Consider the following 18,259-nt stretch of genomic DNA (forward strand, 5'->3'; position numbering starts at 1 on the left):
TGGGGGACAGCCGCCGCTTACGCTCAGAGAGCGGCTGAGCGAGAACATCGAGCAGATGCACCAGTATCAAAACGCCTCGCTGCTCGAAGCCTTTCAGACCTCCGAGACGAATATCGAGCGCATGTTGAAAAGCGCAGGCTCTACAGTCAGCAAAGATATCCACTCATCCCTGGAGAAACTGAGCGCGACCTTAGAAAGGCACTTGAGGTCGAGCGAGGAACAGACCCATCAGCTGAAAATCAGCATGGCAGAAAACGAGAGATTGGCGGCGAAGAACCGCTGGCTGAAACTGTCGGCGGCGGTCCTAATCTCGGCCGTCCTGACCCTCGGTGGGGTCCTGTTCCTGGAGAACCACTTGAGAGGGGCACTCATCACCTCAGCATTCAATCAGGCGACCTATTCGGAATTTCCGGTCCTAATCTTCAACACCAAAACCGGCACCTATCAACGCTGCCAGCGCACACCGGAGCAGTTCGTCTGCCAGGAAACGAAGTAGAGCCCCATGACAGACACCAATCTCCCCTCCCCGAACCAGCCATCCCAACAAACCCTGACACCGCTCGAGCGCGGGTTGCTGAGCTTGGTCGAACGCTTGACCAAAGCCTTCGAACATTCGACCGCTCAGCTGGAGCACTTGGAAAAACGCTCGACCGGCTTGCTGGAAGAGCGACTGACCGAGCTCGAGAAGTTGCTCGACAAGTCCATCAGCTCACAACGGGCTTTCAACGAGGCCTTGCTCGACTTGCTCAGTGCGCCGGTGTCCTCCGGCAAATCGGTGGAAGAGCTATGCGCAGCATTGGGGACACCGAGCAGCGTTTACAACAAAGCGCGTTAAAGAGAAGTCGCCACAACGAAATGAAACGCTAACGTTGCGCAATACTATGCTGTTCCTTGCGATCTGAAGAATTGAAAGGAACGGAGCCGAAAGACGAATGGTAGCTACCGGAGTGTGTCTCCGGAGACGCTACCATTCTACAATTTCAGAACGCGGTACCGATCGCAAGCCGAGGTCGCAAGAGGTCAAGCCTACCAACGACCCTCGCATCGCACGCTCCGATCATGGTCTTCTTCGACCAGATCACGGAATCCCAAACATGTCCTTGCTAACAACCAGAAAGCCAGCGCCGGACACGAGTCCAAAGGCCACCTTTAAGCTCTGGTGCGGCCGAAGGCTGCGCAGGAAGTTCCACTTTCTCCGGTTGTCCATAAAACCGCGCTTTGGCTGCGCGATCACGACGATGCGCAGCCGCGACCTGCTCGTCATTCCAGGGACCAGCTTCAATCACCTGTCCGTTCTTAATCACATAATGGGATTGGCACTTCAGCATCCAATTACCGATCGACGGCTGAAGCGAGACTGTCTCGCCGTCAAACGTCATCTTCCAGTCCGTCGGTGTGAGTGGTGTGACGACCTCCTCGCCACAGCCGCAGCAACAACTATGCGTCGATGTCGCATATTGAAAAGACACATAGAGAACACCTGGCTCAAGGCGCTCAGGGATATGTTCCACGAAACGATGTTCGAGCCGGTTATACCGCATCATTCAAAGTCCCCGTTGATCATAAGGTTACCATCCGTGGTGTAGGTTGAGTGATGCTCACGCTCGAGATCACGATAAAAACCTCGGATCTTCTTCCACTTCACAACGGCAAGCACGGCATTCAAGGCGTTGAGATCTGCGACCTGAATGTTGGATGTGTAGATGTCCTTGGCACCACCGCCGACGAAGGAGATGCGTTGCCGGGCGTGATCCCGCTTCTCCGGCGTGCTAGCAGTCACCCGCAGGATGCCGCCGAGCGATCCGTCGTCGAGTTCGAGACCCATCCCGACATCGACAAACGCGGCACCGATCGCCTCGAGCTTCTCCACGATCAGCCGCTTCGCATCACCGGCATCGAGCGACAGGAACGCGAAGGTGACGCCGTCGAGAAGGTGGAGGTTGTTGGCGCTTAGCTCTACATCGTGAGCCAAGATGTTCCGGTGCATCCGGCCGTAGATCCGCTTCAGGTATTCGACTTTCTTGGGCGCTTCCCTCAGCACCTCCAGGGTCGGCGCGCCAGGCGCCCGAAACGCGTTGTGGGTTAGGAACTCGTCGCTGTCGAATAGGCGGATTTCGCGGACTGGCGTCTTGGCGACGAAATCCAGAATGTAGCCGCCGGTGCCACCACCGCCGATGATTGCGACCCGCTCGTTGACGAGCCGCTCGGTCAGGACGCCGATACCGACACGGTCGGAGGCGGTCTCGACATAGTTGAAGACGCTGTCCTCCTCCTCTTCCGGCTCGCGGAAGGTGCGAGGGGTCATCCCGGGCTTCAGCACTGCGGCCGGGCCCGCGATGATATTGGCGTAGCTCGTCATCTTATGGTGGTAGTCCGTATAACCGCCATCAGGCTTGCTTGAGAAGCTGTGCGTCGCCTTCAGACAGTGACCGAGGTGGAATGCCCCGGTTTGATGCGAGATTCCTTGAATAGGCGTCCCATCAGCACGGCACGGAAAGTCGCCGTCCCAGTGGACGACATGGGTGTCGGGCGTGCGCGTCTGGTCGCCGGCCAGCGTGAGGTTGGAGATGAGGGTACCGATGCGCACCTCGCGGTACGCATCGACATAGGGCACCTCGCGTATGACGAGGTACCCACCCTGCCGCTGGACGAAGTAACCTTCGTCCCGCAGCCGCTTGAGGTCTGGATTACGACTGAACAGTGCGCGTGACATTGAACACCGTGCCCTTCTTCTTGACGTCGACGGAGCCGCCAGCCCCGAGCTCACCCGCGTGCGGCGTCGATGCCGCGTGTCGATAAGTCATCGAGAAGACAACGTTGGGCTCATGCTGACCTGGGAAAGCGAACTGGACGATCTGCTCGAACGTGACCGTGCGGTTGTTCACCGTACGCGGCCGCGAATTGACGATGATCTCGAACGTCAGCCGGGCGACGATGAACCGCTCGATGCCGGGCTGCGTCAGATCAATCAGTTCGCCATGCTCGATCAGGCGATCTTCACCGCCGGGAACCTCGAGGAAGACGGCTTCCCGCTTGCCGGGGTTGGCGAGTCCGTAAAGCACCCTGCCGCTGATGACCGGCTTGCCCCACCGCAGTTCGTCGTCCTTGAGAGTCAACTTGAAGTCGCGGTCCGTAAGGAACGCGACGAACTGCTCAGCACCCCGCTCGCTCAAATCGAAGGGCTCGTTCATCCGGACGTCCTCGAGGTCTCCCGAAGGCAGGATCGCGAACAGGCTGTAACCGTCCCGCGGTTCGAGTGCAGCGGCCTCCAGCAGCTGTCGGCCGAGCGGCACAGGATCGCTCACCACGTGGGGCTGGAAGTTAAGATCGCCCTGCGCGAGGAGAAAGCGATATCCCCGCGCCGGACGCAATGCCCGGCCTTCGCGCAGGGCGTCGCCGAGGTCGTCGTATTCAAGAAGTTCTTCAGTGTTCATAAGATTGGATCCTTAGGTTTGACCGAGGCGGTGCCGCGGCTCTAAAGGTCCAATCGGAACGAGATTCGCCGACCGGTAAGGTTAGGCGAACTTTTTTTTCAAGGGGCCGCCGGGGACCGGCCCACAGATGAAAAAGGCAGGACAATTCGGGCAGGTACGCGACGAAACCTTGGCCGGAAACCGTCCTCTACGGATATCGCCCAGAAATTTGGCCAACTTCTCTTTGCGCCCCGTCAACTCGCGCTCTGACAACGAAAGGTCATAGGTTTCGCCATCAGAAAGATGGACGAGCTGCGCAACAGCACCAGGACAGGCCTGCCGAACCGCCAGAATCAATGCCGCCGCACCGACATCCTTGCTCTCTGCAGAACGCATATGGCCAGTGCGAATGCGGCGTACGGAGCGAACTCCATCTGACCGCACCAAAATCTCATCGGGGCGAACAATGATTTCCTCCCCGCTGAAATCGATACTTAATGCCTCCGGCGCCTCACCCGCTGCACCGGCCCGGTTACTAAGCAGAAAACGCAGCATTCCCAACGCCAGATCGCGGAATTCCGCGCGATAGCCATGCTCTGCAAGTCCGTTGGCAGCGAGCGCCGCGGTGGTGTGATCCTGCAATACTCTCTCCGAAAGGGGGACGTCCAACGCAATAATAACCTCGACTACCGCGCGAACCGCCTCATGCAAACGCATGAAAGGCGTTGCTGTCCTTCGGCCACCGACCTGCAGGACGTGCGTGTAAAAGAACCGGCGGGGACAGGTTTCATACAGAGCAATCTGAGGAGCGCCGAAGCTAAGTCGTCCGTCGACCACGAGATTGATGTCCTGCGCATCCGCCGCTGTGGGAAGGATGCGCTGGGGCGTGACCATCCTCCGAGTCAGCGTGACACCAAGACGATCCAGGAACGGAGAAATCGGTCTGTTGTGACCGTTGCTCTTTTCCGTTGGCGCATAGAAGATCAAGCGGTCCCGAGCGCGTGACTGGGCGACATAAAAGAGGCACTCCTGCTCCTCGACCTGACCAGAATAGAACGCTTCGATAGCGCTGCCTTCGGCACCCGCGATCATGCCATCGGGCGCTGGACAGGGCGGTGAGGGTGGGGTGCGCGGAATAGTGTCACTGTTAAGACCGGGAATATGAACACCGCTGAATTCCAGCCCCTTGGCGCCATGAATGGTCATCAAACGCACCGCGTCCAGATGTTGAGCCGCCGCTGGCAACTGACGCAGATCGCGGTCGTCGCCTAGACGAACAAGCCTGCGTACGCGATCGAGCAGGCGACTGATGGCCAAGCCTTGCCCCGCCGGCTGCGCTCGAACGAAATTCAAAAACTGCCAGATCGCGATGCTACGCGTTCGATCGGCAAGTTTCTCCGACGTTCCAAGACGCGCGGCAATGCGCGTGCGATCGAGCAATAGTGTTGCGAGCACGTGCCAAGGCGATACAGTCTGATCAAATCCTTCCAGCACTGCCGAAAGCTGGCTGAACACTTTGCGCCCCGGGTCGCTCACACCGGGGATTGATTCGATTTTCTGGAACCAGCCTGCCGGTGTGAGATCGTTTGTCCGCAGATACTCGAAAACCGCCGCCACATCACTGAAAGACAAGGCAAACTCTCGCCAGCAGGCAATACGTACTAAACCCATGGCACGCCGATCGACAAGGATCGACAGAATCGCCAGTAGATCCTTGACCTCATCGCGCTCGAATAGGCTTCCCAGGAAGAGTACCGGCACTCCGAGGCGTTCGAGGTCCTGCCCAATCCTCGACAGCTTCTCGTTGCCAGTACAAAGTACCGCCTGTTCACGATACGCATGGCCCTCGCTGCGGAGTTCCTCAATTGCGTCAGCCAAAGCAACCTGCTGCTGTTCGGCGCGCTTCACTTTTCGCAACTCGGGCATGTGCCCATTTACGGCCCGCTCCGCTTCCAGGTCACTATCTGCGTCACCGGCACGCATTGTGATCGCGAAGCTCGAAAAGCCAGCGACGATTTCTGGCACGGAACGATAGTTAAGCTTCAATCGCCCGCGTTTGCCGCCGGGAAAATCCTCCACACCAAAGCGCATCATGTTGAAGGAAGAAGCGCCGCGAAAGCGATAGATCGACTGCTTGGCATCGCCGACCACCCAGAGATTGCGTCCGTCTGGCCGTAGAGCGCTCAACAACCGCACACTGCTTCGGTTCACGTCCTGATATTCGTCCACCAAGACATGGTCGTATTGCGCATTTAGTGTAGCGCATATAGTGGCATCCCTTTCGAGCAACTGAACCGGCATCGACACAAGATCGCCGAAGTCTACGCAATGCGCATCTCGCTTAAGCTGCTCATACGCAGCATAGACACGAGCAACTTCGCCCGCTCGCTCGGCTGCTTCGCGTTTCTCAGCTTTCGCAAGCATGTTGTTTGCTAATTCAGCATAGGTCCCAGCATCAACAACTTCGTCTTTCGCACGAGAGATTGCAGCCAGAATATCGGCGATGACCTGGGTCGGATCATAGAGGTTTCGATAATGCTCGAGTCGAAGACGCGGAAATTCCTCCTCCAAGAGCTCCACCGCCTCCGTCCGGTCCATCATCCGAGGATCTTTCGGCAGGCCGAGTTCTTCATGGAACCGGCGAATAATATCGAGACCAAACGCATGGAACGTGCCTATCCACATCGCGGCGGCCGCCTCTGGGCGCCGTAGCGAAATACGTTCGGACATTTCCCCCGCCGCCTTGTTCGAAAAGGTCAGAAGGAGGATGCGTCGCGGATCAACGCCTTCTTCTAATAGGCCTTCGACGCGCGCTATCAGCGTCTGAGTCTTCCCTGTGCCCGGACCCGCCTCCAGTAGATAGGCCTCCCCCCGATGCATTGCTGCCGCTGCTTGCAGCGGGTTGAGTGGACGTTCCAATGGCGATGTCGCTATTGCAGGAGGTATCGAAGGCAGCAGTAAGGCGTCGAGCAACTGTTGCGCGACCACCTCAAACGGCGCGCCGAGCTTGGTGGCGACATCGGACGCGGAGAGCTTTTCGTCAACGTGGAGCGTCCGCACCACGATGCGGGGCAGCAGGAATTCGCGCGCAAAGAGGTCCATCTGGACCTCACGTCGTTGCCGACGGCCGTAATCAACAACCCGGTCCATTCCGACCGGCGAAGCATCAGCTGCCCGAGCCGGATCAATTGTTATCGCCGGCTCATCATCCGGGTCGTCGCCAAGCTCGACGTGCCCGATCTCATGCGCAACCAGAAATGCCTGTTCGAATGGAGAGCCAACATTCTCGTGAAGAATCAATTCGTCCTCTGCGACGAACGTCGCACGGCCACCGTTGAGGACTGCCGCTCCCGCCGCCGTTGGTTCGACGTCAATCCCCCGTCGCCTTGCTTCTGCAACAGCAAAATCGTAGGGCGACCAGGGATCGGCGCCAGATGAGACAAGACGGACATGAAGCTCGGCGGCAATTTGCCTTGCGAGCTCAACCGCGTCCATATCAGTCAGTCTCACCCAGCAACCAGGCGCGTTTCTCTGCCGAAACACCTGCGTCGATCAGCACCTGCTCGAAGGTCACTTGCTCGCCTACCATTGGCTTGCCATCCGCCTTATAGCTGCGCGCACCTGCTGGCTGCGCCAAATCCCACACCGATTCCAACTGCGCACTGGAACTGCGCACAGCCTCGGCAAAGCTCTGCAGAAACCGACGCGGAATACTTGAGAAGATCACTCGCCGCTCGCGCAGAGCGGTTACCACTTGCCGAGGCACATCAAGGCGTTGGGCTACCGCCCGCCATTCGTTAACGGTAAGCGCTACAAATGGATCTGAGAACTCGGGTGGCAAAGCGGCCGCATGTTGCGCCCAGGCAGCATCGACAAGTGCCTGATCATCATCGGAAAGTGACGATTCGTCATCAAGGACTTCACGACTTAATTCGCGCGCGAGATCGACTAGTTCCTCGCCATATTCCGGATAAAGCCGCAGATAGCGGTCCAAGGTCGACCGGTTTGGTTCGCTTTCGACCGAAAAGTCATCGAGCACGGTCTCCCGAGACGGTCGTTCGCCCGCGGGGCTCACCGGTCGTCTCCATCAGCCATAGTCACCCGAAGGGCGGCAAATGCCTTGTCGCGATATGTTCGGATGGTTTTTTCGGAGCGACCTAGCGCCTTGGAAATGGTCATCACATCCGGCACCTTCGAGTCGATGGGGAAGCCCTGTCTCAACATATGAATGATCCTACTTTGTTCTGGGGGTAGAGCTTCAATCGCTGCTTCGAACCGTACCCGGTAAGCTTCATCATCAAAATCAGAACTCTCTAATGGATCGTCGCTCCCCGTTGCCGCCTCTACCTCGGAGGACGGTTCGCCGCTCTCCCGGTCGTATTCGAGTGGCCGGGAACGGTTCTCATCACGCCACGCTTGTTCTTGCGCATCGCGTCGCAGGCTGGCGAGTGCGCCGTCGAAACGCACTTCAAAGTAGTCAAGTTTTTCAATATAAGTACCACGATCCATCGAAAGCAGCTCTACAAACCGACTGAAGACCTTGTCACGCACAATTCCGCGCGTCAGGGACTCTGTCTTTCCGTCTGGATTTTCCGATTTTGGCAAGCTACGCAGCACGCGCCCAATCAGAATACGATAGATCCGCTCAAACCATGCCTCATTATTGTCGCGTCGGCTTGCGCGAATGAAATAGATTAGACATTCGCTGGGAACATACCCGGGATCGGAGCGTTTCGAGATTGCAGCCCTGGCGATCAGATCTTCTCGTGGAAGGGTCGCCAGTTCGGCGATCAGCACCGCGATCTTTGCGTCGCGCTCGTATAGCTCACCACTGAGTCGTCGTTTGCGTAGAGGTTCTATCGCGACGGTAGATGCGTTAACCGTTCCTTCAGCGCGATTGGTACCAGGAATTTCCACCTGCTATAACCCTACACTCAATTGAATAAAGCTCATTTAGCTATAATTTCGAGCCCGCACCCCTGAACGCTTGGCGATGATTACCCGAACATTCAGAATGCAACTTTGTCGCTCCCGAGTCGATGGCAAACTAGCGTAAAGGTTGCTAGATTGGATAAAAAAACAATGAGACTTATTGGGGGAAACTTGAGTACTGACGACGTCATTGACGCACTAAAGGTTGCTGTCGACAATCATACCCTTACGCAGGATATCCTTCACCTGCTATTGCCCGCTGGCCGTCCGTTCGACTGCGAAGGCCAACTTTGGGACTATAAAGCTCAAGTGCCAAGTCTGCCGGAAAATTTTAGCGACGCAGACAAGGTTGCGCACCGTATCGCAATAGCCGAAATTGTGAAGGATGCCGTCGCCTTCCACAATGCCTATGGTGGCTATATCCTCTTCGGTGTCACAGATAAGGGTCGTAGTCGTATCAAGGGGATTACAAACGAATTCAATTGTGCCGATCTAAACAAGACACTCCAGAGCTACGCCGGCACCAGCATCGAGTGCCTGTATCATACGCTTGAGTTTTCCTGCACGGACGGCGCGGTAGTATTGCTTGGTCTACTTCTCATTCCCCGCCGGTCTGCAGGCGCGCCACCCGTTAAACTAGTCCGTAAGGGGCCGGAAAAGTCGAACAGCAAACGAACATTCAACGATGAAGTCTACGTTAGAATACGGGATGAGTGCCGGCCCGCGACGAACACGCACGAGGACTGGCTGTTCCTGCATTCGGAACGTCTTCCCCCAGAGCAAGTAACAAGTCTAGCGAAGGTTGCCGTCCAGGGGCATCTCCCGGCCCGCGATAGCGACTTGCTAGAGTTCGTAGGTCGCGAAGAACAACTAGCGCAACTGCGTAGATGGGTTGGGGACATCCGCAGTCCCGTCCGATTGATCACTGGCATCGGCGGGCTCGGAAAAACGACTTTGGCCTATCGGTTCGCTGAAGAAGTGATAGAGACGGGCGCGGGCGGAGTCGAGATGGTCATCTGGTTGACGGCTAAGCAACAGACCTTTTCTGCACTGCGCGGCCGGATGGTTCCCACATCTCGAGTAGATTTCAACGATCTCGATTCTTTGTTCAACGAGGTGCTAAAGGCACTCAGCCATGAAATGCCCGTCGCAGAGGAGGAACCGAGCTTCGCCGAAGTGGGCGACCGACTAGTTGAAGCACTCTCTACAATCCCGACTTTGGTCATCGTAGATGACCTCGACACCCTCTCTCCCGACGAGCAGAAGGAAACCGTTGCAGCTCTCAACGGCGTCGCACTTAGAACCGTCGGTCACGAATTACCTCCGTCCAGAATACTCATGACGTCGCGAATAGATCAAGGACTGCCGCCAACAGCGATCGTTAAAATCAGAGGACTGGAGCGGCCCGACTTCGAAGCGCATTTAGCTAATTTGTGTACCGCATTTGGCGTTCAGCCCTATCGAGGTGCTGAACTAGATGAGATCCATGATGCTTCGTCCGGATCACCGCTATTCGCGGCATCAATTGTAAGGCTTGTAAAACTTGGCGAGAACAGGCGTGAGGTGGTGGAGAAGTGGAAAGGGCGCGACGGCGACGAAATCCGGCGTTTCGCTTTTGAGCGAGAGCTAGCTAGGCTGAGCGGCATGGAGGCTCGCGTACTCTACGCCGTCCTGTTGCTTGGCGAAACAACTCTAGGCGACATCGCAGAGGTAATTGAAATGCAGCCAAGGGCGGTTCGAGAGTACATCGCTAGTCTACAAGCTTATCACTTGATGTCGACGATTTCAAAAGGTCACGGGGACACCGCCATCAGCGTTCCGGACGAGCTACAGGCCGTTGTCGAATTGGTCAGAGGGCAACTCGGTGACACCGCGCGTTTGGTAGAAGTGGCTGTGGGCCGTGCGCACGAACGTAGTGGAAGCCAGGAGCGTCAGGTCGGAGCAGGCATACGGTCGATCGTCCGACTGTGGAACGACGAACGCTTTGACGAGGCACTTATCGTCGGGAAAGAACTTCGGAAAAAGTTTCCGACTAACGGCGACGCCGCGAGTATTCTCGGTGCAGCGCTTCTCCGCACGCGACCACCAAAGTTCCGCGAGGCCGACCGGGAGTTAGACGCAGCAGCAAAGCTTGGCTGCACCAAGTCGGAATTACTGCCAAACATGATTCGGGCGAAGACCCAGATTGAAGACTGGAGTGGGTTACGGGAACTTACCAGAACGCGCATCTCCAATGAGCCCGACCGCGACATTTCGCTTGCCGCGCATCTGAGAGCCAATAGCGAAATGATTAGCACCGCTCGGATTAGGGGGGATCGCGATCGAATCGCAGAACTCGCTATTGAAGCAGTGGAGCGCATCACGGCTAAGATCCGTCGGACACGACTTGAGCAGCACTACTTCAACACTTTGATAGGACAGCGCTTCGACTTTGCTCGTGCGTATTTCGAAGCGATCGATCACATGAACGCGCGTGCGGGCGACCGCCTTCGTGTCTTTGAGGGGGTCGCCAGGCTGGCGACAGCAGACGTTGTCCTAATTAATCTCCTTGAGAAAGGTGTCACCGCCTTGGAAGAGTGGTGGGGTGACGTCGAGCGCCGTCCCGTCGCGGACTTTTCCGCTTGTAAGCTGCTTAGTCGAATGCTGGGCAAGCTTGAGAAGATCGAGCAGCAACTCGCTGGATACAAGCGCGACACGGAAGTAGCGAGCGACTTCGAAAGCCGACGTCGTGAGCTCGAATATCGAGGCGCTGCGCTTCAATCCTCGATTGGATAGGGAGACTGGCCGAGAACAACTGCTTTGCAGATCTAGCCGAGAACCGGCAAATGACCGACCTGGGGGCGCTTGCTGCCTGGGGCGGCTTAGAGGCCGCAAGGGGCGATCCAAAGACGGGAGGCACATCAACCTTATTAAAGCAAATGCCGTTTTTGCTTATTAACGACAGCCACTAATCAATTTCTGTAAATAGTGCCTAATCGACATGGCGTTGCTCCGGGCAGAGACCTCATTTAGTCAACAAAACCCGCGCATCCTGAATGGGAAGAAATAGGCGAAGCGGGTCATTTTCCAGCCGTGTAAAACCATAGCCGGTATATAAGACGAGACGCCGGTTGGTTGCCTCCTCGTTTCCGCAATTCAAGACATCCATGAGCACCACAGCAATGCCGAGTGTCTCGGAAGCACGGGCGAGGTTTTTCAAAGCCTCAACGAGCAAGATGCCACCGAGTCCCTTGCCTTGAAATCTCTGGTCAACACCAATCATTGAAATATAGGCAGCCGGGATCGAACCGTGGCTCGGCCGCGTTCGAACATACTTTTTTGGCAACTCGGCATAATCGACTGAATGCGCGTTGACAGCGTAGAAGCCTAGCAATTGCTCATCCGCATCGAGCAGCACAGACACCCGAACATTTCCGGCTTTCTGGAGCTTGTTTGCTGTTTTCCTGAAATAATTGTCAACCTGGTCGACACCACATGAAAAAGCCGCTCGATCGTGTTTGTCTGGATCGAACGGCTCGAATTTGAGAGGCCGAGATATGTCACTCACTGTCGGCAACCATCTCCTTGTGCAGCTTCGCCGCGGCCAACAGCTTCTCTGTCGGAGCGGCCGGATGCTCAAGAGCATCAAAGAATGCGGCATGATCGACCGGCGCCAGCACCGTCCGTTCATGGGCTGCAATAACATCCTGTGCACGCAGCAATGCCGCGTTTGTCGTAAATGTACTGAGATCCATGCCGGAAAGCTCAGCGGCCTTTTCAATAGCCGCCTTTATCGAGGCTTTGGTGCGGATATTCAGCCTGGCATCGCTCTTCTCTGTCAGAGAAGAAGCCAGCTCCGTTGCTCCCAACATATTCGCCTCCTTTGCTCGCGTGGTTCGAAGGGCAACCCCACGGCGGAATGTACGTCTACTAGACGCACAATTCAAGTTTAAGAGTGAGGCGAACAGCAAGCGCCCGCGCAATGGAAGCGTTAGTTCGAAGCCCCCTCGGCCTTATCGACGCGTGAAGTGGTTGGGAAACTCAGCTCAGACGCGTCAACAAACTTCCACGCCTTTTCGCCATTCTTCCGGGTTTCTTTGAACGAAGCGGCTCTCCAAGTTCCCAGGAGCCTTTCGAGTCCCTCAATCAGCAAGAGCTGACAAAACGCGTAAATAACCAGACCACCAAGCCCGACCCAGCAGATGGTGGTTGCCTCCAACACCCCCTGAAACAGCAGAAATGCCGCAAAAAATGGTATGATCAACGCACACAAAGAAACGACTTTGCTGCGCATCACATTTCGCTTCCAGAACTGGAGAATTTCTTCTTCACTCAGAATTCGACGTTTTTTTCGATAGAAGCAGAGTCCACTAAACAAACTATCGTCGGCTTCTCTTTTAGATGTTTCCGAAAATTTCTTGTTCAACATCGAAAGAAGTGCTTCAGAAATAACTTCCGCTTTTTCGCTCTTCATGCAGCTCTCACATGACTGTATTAAATATTCGCTTGAGCTCTTTATCTCCGAAATCTCTTCCAGAAATTACCTCTTCATATACAAATCGAATTAATTTCGCTTTTCTCTCAACGGGTGGTTCCAAATCATTCATTTTCGCAAATTTTTCCACAGCAAGAACAGCGGCTTCAACTAGCTCACCATTCATGTCGCTATTAATCTGCCCTTCTCCTAGCAGAAGCCAAGCAGGCGATACGCCATAATCCTCACAAATCCTGGCGATCAAGCTGACTGGTACAGGTCTGGCACCACGCTCATAATTTTTATAAGCGCTCTGAGAAACACCCAATTCCTGGGCGAATGGGATTTGCAAAAATCCTTCACGTTCCCGCACGATAGCCAAACGCTTGCCGATATCAGACATAACAGACTTGATCCGAGTACCCATTTGTGTACATTGAATTCATTCGGATATAAATTCGCATCACTCGGTACAACAAATACTATCGGAGAGATTTGGGCACAATGACCGTAGAGCTTGAAACGGTGAATGAGCTATCCAGCCGCACCGGTTGGCCTAAAAGCCGGATACGCAAATTGATTGAAAATCGGGAGCTCAGATACGTCAAAATTGGCGGGGGTATTTTCATTCCCACAGGGGCGATCGAAGAGTTCATCAAAAACAATACCATCGAGCCGATTGTCGAAACGAACGCCCTTTCTCCTTCAAAAGCTTGACCGTCTCCATGCCTGCAATGCTCCACTCCCAGAAACACACTCGGTCGGCAAAACTGGCGGTTAGTCGTTCAACCGCCGCCGACATGTTGGACATTTCCCCGACAACTTTCGACACGTGGGTCGGTCGCGGCTGGATGCCCAAAGGTTATAAGATTGGTGGGCTAAGGCGGTGGTTCGTTGATGACCTCCGGTCGAGCCTTCACGATCTTACAGAAGCGAACTCAACTGTTGAAGATGAAGACGCCGAAAATCCGTTCGACTATGCGGTCGGCTAACCGGAAAAAAATCCCGTTCAAATACTGTTCGGCAGATGTGGACCGGCACGGCAACGTCCGGTTTTATCTGCGTCGACCTGGCATGCCCAAATACCGGATGCAGTCTGCTTATCTGGATGAGAATGGCAGCGTCACCGAGGCGTTCAACGCAGAATACCATCGTGTGATGGCAGGAGACGTTGAGCGTTCAACTGAGAAGCGCTCTGACGAATGGAAGCCAGGCTCAATTGGCTGGCTGTTTTTCCAGTACCAGCGATCCAAGACATTTCAGGAGCAGGATAAAGCGACACAACGGGATAAACACAGCGTATTAGGTCGCTACTGCGAGGCAGTTGGCCATCTGCCGTTTCAGAAACTCAGAAAGTCTGATGTCGAAGCCAGCCAGATGAAGCGCCGGGAAACTCCGGCAGCTGCGGACAAGCTCGTGAAGTATCTAAGAGCCCTATTCAACTGGGCCCTGGCGAATGACGATATAGTTCGCAGTTTCCCGTTGACGGGCAACCCAACAACCGGCGTTACGAAAATCAATCACTCGGATGGTTTTCACACGTGGACGCGGGCTGAAATAGACACTTATAGGTCAGTACACCCAGTCGGAACTCAGGCACGCCTCGCCCTTGAACTGATGCTGAACCTCGGAGCCCGTCGCTCCGATGTTGTCAAACTTGGGCCGAAGAACCTTGTGAAGGGGAGCATTTTGTTCACTCCCCAAAAAGGCTCCGGAAAAAACCCTAATGCTGAAATTGACCTGCCTATAACTCACCAGCTTCAGCAGACTCTCTTGAGCACCCCTCACGGAAAAGAGACCTTTCTAACAACCGAGTACGGTAAACCGTTCAGCTCGAACGGCTTTGGCAACAAAATGCGGGACTGGTGCGATGCGGCTGGCCTGAAACAGTGCTCCTCACATGGCCTCAGAAAATCCGCAGCAACGGTGCTGGCGGAAGCAGGTGCCAGCGAATACCAGCTCATGGCCGTCTTCGGATGGAGCGATTCCAAGACTGCCCGGATCTATACGAAAAAGGTGGAACAGAAACGGCTGGCGAAGTCCGCTTTTGATCGTCTGGAAATATCAACGGAACGCAAAAATGTCCCACTTTCTCCCCACCGCAATTCGAGTGGGTCAAAAAGAGGAAAAAATGCAGGAAAATCAATACCCAAAAAGTGGAGTGGTGGGCCCGGAGGGAGCGCCCACCAGTACCCTAACGCCTTGAGATCGTTGGTCTGCAGCAGTGAGAGGTGGAACACGATGTCCCACCGTCGTGTTCCCCTTCTAAGCCATCATCAAGGTCTAGTCAGCTACAATCTTCTTCCGATGCCGTTCCAAGCACGATACCGGGTACGCCAGTCCGCCTGCCTGCTCCGACCTTGCGGTGAAGGTGGCGAGGTCAACTTTGCACGTGGCCTTGGCGCAGCCGGTATAGCCAACAACTTCAAACTCTCTTCTGCATCGCGGTAGTGGCCAATCAGGCTACTGACACGCACAGGCACCAAACGCGCGTGAGAGTGGCTTCTTTCGCCACGGAACCACCACACAATCGGCTCCCGAGCCCTCTTTGACAGGTTCCCCCAGTCGTGGTCACCAAAGTCGAAAAAAACAGACACGTGACTATCAAGCCAACGAGCCAGCAGATGATTGCCCACTATGGGTACGTCGTAAAGGATCGGTCTTGAGGACGCGGCGTGACGGGACTGTAGCGCCTCTTCGAATGCCGGTAGGTCACGTTTTAGCCTGAGACCATCCACCACCCATACCATGCGTCCATAGAACCACTCTCGGGAGCGCCGTTCATCCAGGCTTATGTGGGAGTGTTGAAATTCAAGAACGCCTCTGTGGGGGCTCTTGACGTCTGCTATGTGCCATTCTCCGTTAGTGGCTTGCTGACGGACCTCCTGCCAGTCCGCAGGGAATGCGTCTTTCCACGCGCGGTGCCAGGGCGTCTCAGGTTCCCACCAGTGGTCACAGTGCCGCGTGCCACGGTGCGCCCAATGGTGAACACGAACTTCTCCGCAGCGGGGCTGTAGCGGGTCACCACAGCCCGGGCACGTTCCTTCAAGGCCACGAGCCGCTTCTCGGCGCTGACCATCAACAATCGCGTATCGCATTGTAATTCTCCGTTCATGGTTATTCGCCGACGCGTCATGCGACGACGTTCAACCCGACGGACGGCTTGTCACCGTTTTGGGCTTCTTGTTCAGGGCAGTTCTGTGCTTCTTCTTCGTTCCAGTCGGTAGCGTCATTGAAACACACACGCAGCGAGCCGTGCAACTACCCCTTTCATGTCTCCTGGCGGGGTTGTACTGAGAACGACAAACGCTCGAGGGGAGATCCAACACATGGCAGACCAGCATGCTTCGAACGGTGGCATTGTTGCAGCAGGCAGCCAGAAGGGCTGGACTGAGCAAGAGTTGCGAGCATGCGTGGTGGCGTACCACTCGATATTAACTGCAGAGTTGACCGGTACACCTGTGAACAAGTCCGAAGTTAGAAGAGCGGTACTAGCTTCAGAGCTGACAGGCAGAACCGAGAGTGCCTACGAGCGCAGAATGCATAACATCTCGTACCTGATGAAGGCGCTCGGCATGGATGTAATCGACGGTTACAAGCCGCTAGGCCACATCGGCAGACCTGCGACGGTACTTATTCGCATAATCAACGAAGTGTTTGGCCGACAGGACATTCACGAAGCACCTGTAGCAGACCCTGAGGACTTCGAGGTCCGACTGCAGTCAGAACGAGTGAAACTGAAACGAGGCGGTGGTGCAGACGCTGGACCTCCACCAGGACATCAAACGGTAGATAAAGCGCCGAGGACGGCGAGTACCTACAAAAGAGATCCTGTCGTTCAGGCGTGGGTGGAAGCACAAGCCCAGGGTATCTGCGAGCTTTGTCGAAAACCGGCACCGTTCAAACGGGACGACGGCAGCCCATTCCTGGAGGTACATCACGTCAGACCACTGGCAGAGGGCGGACCTGACACAGTATGTAACGCGGTCGCTGTCTGCCCGAACTGCCATCGAGAACTTCACAGTGGCGCAAATAGAAACAAGTTAAGACTGGCGATAATTAAAGCAGTTGATCGTGTACTTAATCACAAAAAGAGAGCAGATCTATAAGTAAGCTGAATAATATACCTGATGATTGCTTGATAATTACACAAATAAATACTTGATTTATCCATGGATGGGCTGAATGCTTCGAGCCAAGAAGCTCGGAGAACATCATGTCGTTAAAGCTCATCAAAAGGAACAAACGTCCGTACTGGTACATCAGAGGTACGGTACGCGGACAGCAGGTCTATGAAAGCACCCGCGTTACCTCGAAGGCCACCGCTCAGGAGATCATGGCTGTCCGTGAAGCGGAATTACTGAAAGCTTCGATCTACGGCCCCGCCTCGGTGAAGACCTTCCGGGACGCTGCAGAGGACTACATCGCGAGAGGTGGAGAAGCGCGGTTCCTGCATCGGATCATCTGTGCCCTCGGTGACAACAAGCTCTCGACGCTCTCGCAAGACGCAATCGATATGTCCGCGATGAAACTGTACCGGCATTGTGCACCTTCGACACAGAACCGGCAGTTCTATTCTCCGGTCTCCGCTGTGTTGAACCACGCCGCTGGCAAAGGATGGTGCAGCAAACGTACTGTGATGCGTCCCAGGCAGCCGCCAGCCTCGTCGCCACGCTGGTTGACCAAGAACGAAGCCGAACGCCTCCTAGCGGCCTGTAATCCGTCACTACGACCTCTGGTGCTGTTCATGCTGTACACCGGGGCCAGGACCGGGGAGGCTTTGTACCTCGATTGGAAGCAGGTGGACCTTGAGCGGCGACACGTCTCGTTCATTCGGACAAAGAACGGAGAGGCTCGCGGGGTACCACTACACGTGCGTGTGGTGGAGGCTTTGTCAGACCTACCACACAGATCTGGCGCGGTATTCCGGAAACAAAACCAGCAACCGTACACAAAGCCGAAGAAGGACGTAGAGCTGGACACGTCCGCTGGCACACGGATCAAATCAGCGTTCCAGACTGCAGTACGTCACGCTGGACTTGAGCATTTCACTCCGCACGGTTGTCGGCACACATGGGCAACTTGGCACTACATGGCAAACAAGGACTTGCGGGTGTTGCAGCAGCTGGGAGGCTGGAGGAGCATTGCGATGGTGCAGCGGTACGCACATGTGGACCGATCTGAGCACAAGAGCTCGATAGACAAACTTTAGTCATCACCTTCAGCAGGCACCGTTTTTGGGCGATGTACTTGAACTCTGTCGCTGTTGCAGTAGCAATGGTGTCAGCTCAAGCTTTCACATCGCAGTGACCCCACTGTAGCTGAAAACAGGCAATGATCACAAGGAACTGACTGATGCAACAACCAATGCAAGCTGGTTGCAATTTGGCATACCTGTTAGCGGTTGCCTGCGTCTACACTCTAGGTGTCACGACGGCGCTCGCAGAGAGCAATCGCGGCA

At 55.4% G+C, this 18,259-nt stretch carries 17 protein-coding genes; 7 read left to right on the plus strand and 10 right to left on the minus strand.

Annotated features, from left to right (window positions below; all coding sequences use genetic code 11):
• Positions 1-496 (plus strand): hypothetical protein (locus tag Q666_RS66320; protein WP_035909824.1); only part of this gene is annotated, 496 nt, incomplete at its 5' end.
• A 6-nt stretch (positions 497-502) separates the two neighbouring features.
• Positions 503-835: a hypothetical protein gene (locus tag Q666_RS59665; RefSeq protein WP_022997889.1), complete on the plus strand. Its 333-nt coding sequence runs from the start codon at positions 503-505 to the stop codon at positions 833-835.
• 268 nt (positions 836-1,103) lie between these two features.
• On the opposite strand, the gene Q666_RS65755 is transcribed toward Q666_RS59665, so the two are convergent.
• The 6 genes from Q666_RS65755 to Q666_RS59695 all read right to left on the minus strand — a co-directional run bounded on the left by Q666_RS65755 (position 1,104) and on the right by Q666_RS59695 (position 8,324).
• Positions 1,104-1,544: a DUF6527 family protein gene (locus tag Q666_RS65755; protein ID WP_081713375.1), complete on the minus strand. Its 441-nt coding sequence runs from the start codon at positions 1,542-1,544 to the stop codon at positions 1,104-1,106.
• Positions 1,541-2,713, minus strand: coding sequence for a ThiF family adenylyltransferase (locus Q666_RS59675; RefSeq protein WP_022997891.1), 1,173 nt, complete (start codon positions 2,711-2,713; stop codon positions 1,541-1,543). The genes Q666_RS65755 and Q666_RS59675 overlap by 4 nt, the downstream gene beginning before the upstream one ends.
• Positions 2,688-3,434 carry a multiubiquitin domain-containing protein gene (locus Q666_RS59680; RefSeq protein WP_022997892.1) on the minus strand — a complete coding sequence of 249 codons (747 nt, stop codon included), beginning with the start codon at positions 3,432-3,434 and terminating at the stop codon, positions 2,688-2,690. Before Q666_RS59680 ends, Q666_RS59675 begins: the two co-directional genes overlap by 26 nt.
• Positions 3,435-3,515: 81 nt before the next feature.
• A complete protein-coding gene (locus Q666_RS59685; RefSeq protein WP_031268165.1) occupies positions 3,516-6,908 on the minus strand; it encodes a UvrD-helicase domain-containing protein in 3,393 nt (1,130 codons plus the stop codon).
• 1 nt (position 6,909) lies between these two features.
• The gene (locus Q666_RS59690) at positions 6,910-7,452 is read right to left on the minus strand and encodes a hypothetical protein (protein ID WP_286133730.1); all 543 of its coding nucleotides are present in this window, start codon (positions 7,450-7,452) and stop codon (positions 6,910-6,912) included.
• 32 nt (positions 7,453-7,484) lie between these two features.
• Entirely contained in the window at positions 7,485-8,324 is an 840-nt protein-coding gene (locus Q666_RS59695; RefSeq protein WP_051990207.1) for a response regulator transcription factor, read from the minus strand.
• Positions 8,325-8,516: 192 nt separating this feature from the next.
• Here Q666_RS59695 and Q666_RS59700 point away from each other — a divergent pair, with 192 nt between their 5' ends.
• A complete protein-coding gene (locus Q666_RS59700) occupies positions 8,517-11,120 on the plus strand; it encodes an RNA-binding domain-containing protein (RefSeq protein ID WP_161633187.1) in 2,604 nt (867 codons plus the stop codon).
• 229 nt (positions 11,121-11,349) lie between these two features.
• Here Q666_RS59700 and Q666_RS59705 read toward each other — a convergent pair whose 3' ends face one another.
• From Q666_RS59705 to Q666_RS65235, 4 genes are all read right to left on the minus strand, one after another.
• Positions 11,350-11,892 carry a GNAT family N-acetyltransferase gene (locus Q666_RS59705; protein WP_023014616.1) on the minus strand — a complete coding sequence of 181 codons (543 nt, stop codon included), beginning with the start codon at positions 11,890-11,892 and terminating at the stop codon, positions 11,350-11,352.
• Positions 11,885-12,196, minus strand: coding sequence for a DUF1778 domain-containing protein (locus tag Q666_RS59710; protein ID WP_022997899.1), 312 nt, complete (start codon positions 12,194-12,196; stop codon positions 11,885-11,887). The genes Q666_RS59705 and Q666_RS59710 overlap by 8 nt, the downstream gene beginning before the upstream one ends.
• A 119-nt stretch (positions 12,197-12,315) precedes the next feature.
• Positions 12,316-12,798, minus strand: a complete 483-nt coding sequence (locus Q666_RS59715) for a hypothetical protein (RefSeq protein WP_022997900.1) — start codon at positions 12,796-12,798, stop codon at positions 12,316-12,318.
• Between the two features lie 7 nt (positions 12,799-12,805).
• Positions 12,806-13,201 (minus strand): helix-turn-helix transcriptional regulator, encoded by a 396-nt coding sequence (locus Q666_RS65235; protein ID WP_161633188.1) that lies wholly within the window; start codon positions 13,199-13,201, stop codon positions 12,806-12,808.
• 101 nt (positions 13,202-13,302) lie between these two features.
• Here Q666_RS65235 and Q666_RS59720 point away from each other — a divergent pair, with 101 nt between their 5' ends.
• The 4 genes from Q666_RS59720 to Q666_RS59740 all read left to right on the plus strand — a co-directional run bounded on the left by Q666_RS59720 (position 13,303) and on the right by Q666_RS59740 (position 18,010).
• Entirely contained in the window at positions 13,303-13,515 is a 213-nt protein-coding gene (locus tag Q666_RS59720) for a helix-turn-helix domain-containing protein (RefSeq protein WP_022997902.1), read from the plus strand.
• A 180-nt stretch (positions 13,516-13,695) separates the two neighbouring features.
• Entirely contained in the window at positions 13,696-15,249 is a 1,554-nt protein-coding gene (locus Q666_RS0134155) for a tyrosine-type recombinase/integrase (RefSeq protein ID WP_200863725.1), read from the plus strand.
• An 878-nt stretch (positions 15,250-16,127) separates the two neighbouring features.
• Complete coding sequence (locus Q666_RS59735; protein WP_161633189.1) at positions 16,128-16,907, plus strand: HNH endonuclease signature motif containing protein; 780 nt, start codon at positions 16,128-16,130, stop codon at positions 16,905-16,907.
• Between the two features lie 107 nt (positions 16,908-17,014).
• Positions 17,015-18,010 carry a site-specific integrase gene (locus Q666_RS59740; RefSeq protein WP_022997907.1) on the plus strand — a complete coding sequence of 332 codons (996 nt, stop codon included), beginning with the start codon at positions 17,015-17,017 and terminating at the stop codon, positions 18,008-18,010.
• Positions 18,011-18,259: the final 249 nt, after the last annotated feature.

It is taken from the genome of Labrenzia sp. C1B70, from assembly GCF_000475395.1.
Classification (GTDB): Bacteria; Pseudomonadota; Alphaproteobacteria; order Rhizobiales; family Stappiaceae; genus Roseibium; species Roseibium algicola.

Excerpts from the sequence above, each read along its gene's own strand:
- Q666_RS59665 (WP_022997889.1), top strand. The coding sequence starts at position 503 with ATGACAGACACCAATCTCCCCTCCCCGAACCAGCCATCCCAACAAACC.
- Q666_RS65755 (WP_081713375.1), bottom strand. The coding sequence starts at position 1,544 with ATGATGCGGTATAACCGGCTCGAACATCGTTTCGTGGAACATATCCCT.
- Q666_RS59675 (WP_022997891.1), bottom strand. The coding sequence starts at position 2,713 with ATGTCACGCGCACTGTTCAGTCGTAATCCAGACCTCAAGCGGCTGCGG.
- Q666_RS59680 (WP_022997892.1), bottom strand. The coding sequence starts at position 3,434 with ATGAACACTGAAGAACTTCTTGAATACGACGACCTCGGCGACGCCCTG.
- Q666_RS59685 (WP_031268165.1), bottom strand. The coding sequence starts at position 6,908 with ATGGACGCGGTTGAGCTCGCAAGGCAAATTGCCGCCGAGCTTCATGTC.
- Q666_RS59710 (WP_022997899.1), bottom strand. The coding sequence starts at position 12,196 with ATGTTGGGAGCAACGGAGCTGGCTTCTTCTCTGACAGAGAAGAGCGAT.
- Q666_RS59715 (WP_022997900.1), bottom strand. The coding sequence starts at position 12,798 with ATGAAGAGCGAAAAAGCGGAAGTTATTTCTGAAGCACTTCTTTCGATG.
- Q666_RS65235 (WP_161633188.1), bottom strand. The coding sequence starts at position 13,201 with ATGTCTGATATCGGCAAGCGTTTGGCTATCGTGCGGGAACGTGAAGGA.
- Q666_RS59720 (WP_022997902.1), top strand. The coding sequence starts at position 13,303 with ATGACCGTAGAGCTTGAAACGGTGAATGAGCTATCCAGCCGCACCGGT.
- Q666_RS0134155 (WP_200863725.1), top strand. The coding sequence starts at position 13,696 with ATGACCTCCGGTCGAGCCTTCACGATCTTACAGAAGCGAACTCAACTG.
- Q666_RS59735 (WP_161633189.1), top strand. The coding sequence starts at position 16,128 with ATGGCAGACCAGCATGCTTCGAACGGTGGCATTGTTGCAGCAGGCAGC.
- Q666_RS59740 (WP_022997907.1), top strand. The coding sequence starts at position 17,015 with ATGTCGTTAAAGCTCATCAAAAGGAACAAACGTCCGTACTGGTACATC.